The sequence below is a fragment of the Streptomyces capoamus genome, assembly GCF_014654935.1.
GTDB classification, from domain to species: Bacteria; Actinomycetota; Actinomycetes; order Streptomycetales; family Streptomycetaceae; genus Streptomyces; species Streptomyces capoamus.
Window position 1 is genome coordinate 68,205 of record NZ_BNBF01000017.1, and the last position, 6,492, is coordinate 74,696.

6 protein-coding genes are annotated in these 6,492 nt (G+C 72.4%); 2 read left to right on the forward strand and 4 right to left on the reverse strand.

Annotated elements, in window-relative coordinates; genetic code table 11:
• On the forward strand, positions 1-871 hold an 871-nt coding region (gene nrfD / locus IE312_RS24840; protein WP_229900401.1), incomplete at its 5' end, for an NrfD/PsrC family molybdoenzyme membrane anchor subunit.
• A 13-nt stretch (positions 872-884) separates the two neighbouring features.
• On the opposite strand, the gene IE312_RS24845 is transcribed toward nrfD, so the two are convergent.
• Genes IE312_RS24845 through IE312_RS24860 form a run of 4 tightly spaced genes read right to left on the reverse strand, consistent with a single transcriptional unit; the run spans position 885 to position 4,026 of the window.
• Positions 885-1,385, reverse strand: a complete 501-nt coding sequence (locus IE312_RS24845) for a hypothetical protein (protein ID WP_229900402.1) — start codon at positions 1,383-1,385, stop codon at positions 885-887.
• A gap of 6 nt (positions 1,386-1,391) precedes the next feature.
• On the reverse strand, positions 1,392-1,751 hold the full coding sequence (locus IE312_RS24850; RefSeq protein ID WP_189984544.1) for a hypothetical protein: 360 nt from the start codon (positions 1,749-1,751) through the stop codon (positions 1,392-1,394).
• Positions 1,748-3,403, reverse strand: a complete 1,656-nt coding sequence (locus IE312_RS24855) for a cytochrome c oxidase subunit I (protein ID WP_189984545.1) — start codon at positions 3,401-3,403, stop codon at positions 1,748-1,750. Before IE312_RS24855 ends, IE312_RS24850 begins: the two co-directional genes overlap by 4 nt.
• Positions 3,400-4,026 carry a cytochrome c oxidase subunit II gene (locus tag IE312_RS24860; RefSeq protein WP_189984546.1) on the reverse strand — a complete coding sequence of 209 codons (627 nt, stop codon included), beginning with the start codon at positions 4,024-4,026 and terminating at the stop codon, positions 3,400-3,402. Before IE312_RS24860 ends, IE312_RS24855 begins: the two co-directional genes overlap by 4 nt.
• Before the next feature lie 291 nt (positions 4,027-4,317).
• On the opposite strand from IE312_RS24860, the gene IE312_RS41760 reads away from it, so the two are divergent.
• Positions 4,318-6,492: molybdopterin-dependent oxidoreductase (locus IE312_RS41760; RefSeq protein ID WP_229900403.1), on the forward strand; the 2,175-nt coding region annotated here is incomplete at its 3' end.

Sequence of the window (6,492 nt, forward strand, 5' to 3'; positions counted from 1 at the left end):
CGGCAAGCCGGTCCTCAACAAGCCGACCTGGAAGCCGCTGGACATCGCCGGTTACCTGTACCTGGGCGGCCTGGCGGGAGCCTCCTCGCTGCTGGCGGCGGGGGCCGGGGCCACCGGGCGGCCGGCGCTGGGCAGGACGGCGAAGGCGGGCGCGGCGGGCGCCATCACGCTGTCGCTGGCGGCGCTGGTGCACGACCTGGGGCGGCCGTCGCGGTTCCTGAACATGCTGCGGGTGTTCAAGCCGACCTCGCCGATGAGCGTCGGGTCCTGGGTGCTGTGCGGTTACGCGCCGCTGGCGCTGGCGGCCGCGGCGACCGACGTGGCCGGCCGGTACCGCCCGGTGGGCTCGGCCGCCACGGCGGGCGCCGCGGTGCTCGGCCCGGCCGTGGCGACGTACACGGCGGTGCTGCTCTCGGACACGGCGGTGCCGTCGTGGCACGAGGGCTACCGGGAGCTGCCGTTCGTCTTCGCGGGTTCCGCCGCCTCGTCCGCCGCCGGTCTCGCCCTGGTCGCGGTGCCCGTCGGCGAGGCCGGACCGGCCCGGCGGATGGCGGTGCTCGGGGCGGCGCTGGAACTGGGCGCCTTCCAGGCGATGAAGCGGCGGATGGGCCTGGCCGCGGAGCCCTTCGAGGAGGGCAGGCCGCACCGGCTGCTGCGCGCGGCGGAGGCCCTGACGGCCGGCGGAGCGGCCCTGGCCCTGGTCTCGTCCCGGGTGCGGGACCGGCGCCTGGCCGCGGCGGCGGGAGCGGCCCTGCTCACCGGATCGGCGGCCCTGCGCTTCGGTGTCTTCCACGCCGGGGTGGCCTCCGCGGAGGACCCCCGCTACACGGTCGTCCCCCAGCGGGAGAGGCTCCGCGGACGCGACCGCTGACGCGGTGCCCGGGTCACGGCCCGGGCACCGCGTCGGCCAGTGCCTCGCGTTCCTCGCGGTTCACCCACGACCAGGTGACCCCCGCCGCCGCGACGCCGAGCGGCAGCATGCCCACGATCATGGCGAGCCCGCCCGCGGTGCGGCCCGCGGCGACCACGGCGACCGCCGGCAGGTCGAGCAGCGGCGCGGCGAGGAACAGGTACAGGCAGCGGCCGGGGTCGTCCAGCCGGTGCCGGGTGCGGGCGACGGCCGGCAGCCAGAACAGGACGGCGGCCCCGAGCAGGACGGGTTCGGTGACCCGCGCCTCGCCGGGCGGTGCGAGACCGACGAGGTCGCCGAGGACGGCCCAGGCGTGGGTGAGCACGAGCAGGGGCAGCGCCACGCCCGCCGGGACACTGATGCGCTCCCAGAGCGGGGAGCGCCGCAGGCAGCGGACGGCCGCCGGAACCACCGCGGCGACGAGGAGGGCCGACCAGGCCGTCGCGGTGACGGACCCGTGCGCGGAGTGCTCCATGGCGGCTCACCTCTCCCGTGCGGTGGTCCCGTGCACCGCGAGGGCCACCGACAGCATCAGCAGCGGTACGGCCACGACGAGCAGCCACAGGCCGTAGACCGGGCAGAGCGCGACGAGCAGCAGGCCGATCGCGGCGGGCAGGACGCCGCCCGCTCCGCGGTCGCGCACCCGGTAGCGGACGTGCTGGTCGGTGCCCGCCCGGGAGGACACCAGGACGGCCAGGGCGGCCAGTTCGACGACGAGGACGACGCCGCCCCACAGCCAGTACGTCATCGAGTTCTCGCGGTAGACCGCCAGCACCACCAGGAGCAGGCCGTTCAGCACGCCCCAGCCGGCGACGAGCACGGCGGGCAGGTGCCGTTTCATGCGGCGTCCCCTCCCTTCCTGCGGTCCAGCAGCGGGGCGAAGCTCGTGACCGGCGGCAGCGGGCGGTCGGCGGGGAAGTTGAGGCGCGGCGGCGGCGAGGTGGTGGCCCACTCCAGGGTGTGGCCCTGCCACGGATCGTCCCCGGCCGGCTCGGCCCGGCCCAGGTGGCGGCGGCGCAGCGTCCACAGGACGTTGACGGCGAACACCGTCATGCCGGCGGCGAGGAAGGCCGCGCCGATGGTGGCGAGCAGGTTCAGCAGGCCGAAGCCGTCGAACCTGGCGTAGGTGACGACCCGGCGCGGCATGCCGAGGTAGCCGAGGGCGAACATCGGCAGGAAGGTCAGGTTGGTGCCGATCACCAGCAGCCAGAAGTGCAGACGGCCCATGGTCTCGTCCAGCAGGGTGCCGGTGACCTTCGGGAACCAGTAGTAGACGGCCGCGAACAGCCCGAAGGCGCTGCCCGCGAACAGCACGTAGTGCAGGTGCGCCACGACGAAGTAGCTGTCGGTGACGTGGTAGTCGATCACCGGGGTGCCGACCATGATGCCGGTGAGGCCGCCGATCAGGAACTGGGGGATGAAGGCGAGCGCGAACAGCATGGGGACCCGCAGCCGCAGCCGGCCGCCCAGGACGGTGCCCAGCATGCCGAAGTACTCCACACCGGCGGGCACCAGCAGGGCGATGGAGGTCAGGGAGTAGTAGTCGTTGGCGGCCTGCCCGGTGGCGAACATGTGGTGGCCCCACACGCTCATCGACAGGGCGGCGAACACCAGCAGGGACAAGGCCGTGCCCCGGTAGCCGAAGAAGCGGCGGCCGGAGAACACCGCCAGCACCTCGGCGACGGCCGCCAGGTACGGGAAGAACATCACGTACACGACCGGATGGCCGTAGAACCAGAAGACGTGCTGGTAGCCGATGTTCCAGACGTTGGAGGCGAAGACGTCCGGGTCGGCCCGGCCCACCCCGAGCAGCACCATCGCGGCCAGCAGCGCCGGGAAGGAACCGATCACCATCAGACAGGTGGCGATCATCGACCAGCAGAAGACGGGCAGGCGGAGCATGGTCATGCCGCGGGTGCGGCGGCGCAGGACGGTCCACAGCACCGCCCAGCCCATGAGGATGCTGCCGGTCACGGCGAGACAGACACCCACGATCCACAGGTCGGGGCCGGTGCCCGGGGAGTGCACGCTGTCGGCCATGGGCGGGTACGAGAACCAGCCGTCGGCGTGGGCGCCGGTGGGCGTGGCGAAACCGGCCAGCATGGTGAGCGCGCCCAGTACGTACAGCCAGTGGCCGAGCAGGGTCAGCCGGGGCAGCGCGATGCCGGGGGCGCCGATCTGCAGGGGCACCAGGTAGACGCCCATGCCGATGGCGAACGGCGTCATGACCGTGTAGATCATGCCCGAACCGTGCATGGTGAACAGCTGGTCGTACAGGTGGGGGCTGAGGAAGCCCTCCTCGGGCTGCGCGAGCTGGGCGCGCAGGAGCAGCGCGAAGACTCCGTCGACCAGCAGGAGCACCAGGGAGGTGCCGACGGTGAGCAGGCCGATGCGCTTGTGGTCGGTGGTGGAGATCCAGCCGAGCCAGCTGCCGGGCGGGACGGGCCGGCCGGCGTCGTCGCGCTGGGGCTCGGTGTGCGGGGCGAGCGTCATGCCGCCGCCGTCCCGCCGTGCACCCAGCGCTCGTAGTCCCGGGGCGGGACCGCCTTGATCCAGAAGTCCATGGTCCAGTGCCGCTGTCCGCAGAACTCGGCGCACCGGCCGCGCCAGCGGCCCGCCCGGTCGAGGGTGAGCGTGAAGGTGTTCACGTGGTCGGGGAAGGCGTCCGTCTTGTAGCGCAGGCCGGGCACCCACAGCGAGTGGATGACGTCGCGTGAGGTGAGCCGGAGCTGGACGGTCCGGCCGGTGGGCACGACGAGGGTGGGCATGTCCTGGCCCTTGCAGGTGCCGGTGACCCGGCGGTGGCCCGCCGCCTGCGGGTAGCGGAAGTCCCAGCACCACTGGAAGCCGGTGACGTCGACGCGCAGGGGCCTGGCGGCTGCCGCGGGGTGTTCCTCGTGGTTCTGCCAGGCCGTCCAGGCGACCAGGAAGACGGCGAAGGCGGCGAGGGCGCCGACGTAGCAGACCTCCACGCGCGGCCGTTCGGACCGGTCGGCCGTCCGGACCCGCCGGCGCAGCAGCGACCGGGTCAGTACGGCGGCGACGACGAGGAACACCCCGCACGCGATGACGGCCTCGAGGGTGAAGACCGTCCCGAAGATGTGGCGCTGCCTCACCGCGCGACCACCGTCGCCCCGCCGCCCTCGATCGTCATGCGATCGCTCCCGTCACTCTTTCGGGACCGTGACCACCCGGACATGGACCATGACCATCCGGACATTACGGGCGCCACGTCCGGCCTGTCCGCCGACACACCGCAGCCGCGGAGTCCCCCGGGGCGCCGCGCCCGCACCTGCCGGATCGGTTTGGCCGGACCGGGCGGGGGTACCCCGGCGCCGACCGCGGCAGGACGTGCCGCGGTCACCGGACTGCGGGACAATCGAGGCACCCGAGCGGGAGGAGGAGCCGTGGGCGTGCGCACCTGGATCGACTCCTGGCCCGTCTACCGCCAGCTCACCGGCACGGATCCGCTCGGCCGCGGAGCCGCCGCGAAGAGCGGGCGCAGCGCACGGCTCACGCCCCGGGTGGCCTCGGCCGACCGGGTGGTGAAGTCGGTCTGCCCGTACTGCGCGGTCGGCTGCGGCCAGAACGTGTACGTGCAGGACGAGAAGGTCACCCAGATCGAGGGCGACCCGGACTCCCCCATCTCACGCGGCCGGCTGTGCCCGAAGGGCGCGGCGAGCCTTCAGCTGACCACCGGGGACGCCCGCGAGCACCAGGTCCTCTACCGGCGCCCGCACGGCACCGACTGGGAGCGGCTGGACCTGGACACGGCGATGGACATGATCGCCGACCGGGTGATCGCGGCACGCCGGGAGGGCTGGCAGTGGGAGGCCGACGAGACCCGCACCCGGCGCACCCTGGGCATCGCCAGCCTGGGCGGGGCCACCCTGGACAACGAGGAGAACTACCTCCTCAAGAAGCTGTTCACCGCGCTCGGAGCGATCCAGATCGAGAACCAGGCGCGTATTTGACACTCCTCCACCGTTCCCAGTCTGGGAACCTCGTTCGGACGCGGCGGCGCGACCACCTTCCAGCAGGACCTGCAGAACGCGGACTGCATCGTCATCGAGGGCTCGAACATGGCCGAGTGCCATCCGGTCGGGTTCCAGTGGGTGATGGAGGCGAAGGCGCGGGGCGCCAAGCTGATTCACGTCGACCCGCGTTTCACCCGCACCAGCGCGCTCGCCGACGTGCACGTCCCGCTGCGCGCGGGCACGGACATCGCCTTCCTCGGCGGGATCATCAACTACGTGCTCCGGCACGACAAGTACTTCCGCGACTACATCGTGGCGTACAGCAACGCCCCGATGATCCTGCGGGAGGACTTCCAGGACACCGAGGACCTGGCCGGCGTCTTCTCCGGCCTGGACACCGACAGCCGCTCGTACGACAACCGCAGCTGGCAGTACGAGGGTTCCGAGGTGCAGGCGGCCTCCGGCGAGCGGGACCAGGAGTACGACGAGCGCACCGAGGGCGGCAGCTCGGTGACCGAGGCGGCGCGCGGTGAGGCGCACGGCTCCGGCGGTGCGGTGATCGGCGAGGGCGAACCGGAACGCGACGAGACGCTGACCCATCCGCGGTGCGTCTTCCAGGTGCTGAAGCGGCACTACGCCCGCTACACGCCGGAGATGGTGGAGCGGATCTGCGGGGTGCCGCAGGACGTTTTCCGGCAGGTGTGCGAACTGATCACCCAGAACTCCGGGCGCGACCGCACGACCGCGTTCGCCTACGCGGTCGGGTGGACCCAGCACACGGTGGGCGTGCAGTACATCCGGGCGGCCTGCGTGCTGCAGACCCTGCTCGGCAACATCGGCCGGCCCGGCGGCGGCATCCTCGCGCTGCGCGGGCACTCCTCCATCCAGGGGTCCACGGACATCCCGACCCTGTTCAACCTGCTGCCCGGCTACATCCCGATGCCGCACGCCCACCAGAACCAGGACCTGGACGCCTTCGTGGAGGCCGAGGCCGCGCACAAGGGCTACTGGGGCAACATGCGGGACTACCTGGTGAGCCTGCTGAAGGCGTACTGGGGTGACGCGGCGACGGCGGAGAACGACTTCTGCTTCGACTACCTGCCGCGGCTCACCGGCTCGCACTCGACGTACGAGACGACGATGGCCCAGCTGGAGGGCGTCTGCAAGGGCTACTTCCTCATCGGCGAGAACCCGGCCGTGGGCAGCGCCAACGCCAAGCTGATGCGGCTCGGCATGGCCAACCTGGACTGGCTGGTCGTCCGCGACTTCTCCCTGATCGAGTCGGCCACCTGGTGGAAGGACGGCCCCGAGATCGAGACCGGGGAACTGCGCACGGAGGACATCGGCACCGAGGTGTTCTTCCTGCCGGCCGCCGCGCACACCGAGAAGGACGGCAGCTTCACCAACACCCAGCGGCTGCTGCAGTGGCACCACCAGGCGGTCGAACCGCCCGGCGAGGCGCGCAGCGACCTGTGGTTCGCCTACCACCTCGGGCGGATCATCCGGCACAAGCTCGCCGGGTCCGGCGACGAGATGGACCGGCCGGTGCTCGACCTGGCCTGGGACTACCCGGTGAAGGGCCGGCTCGCCGAGCCGGACGCGGAG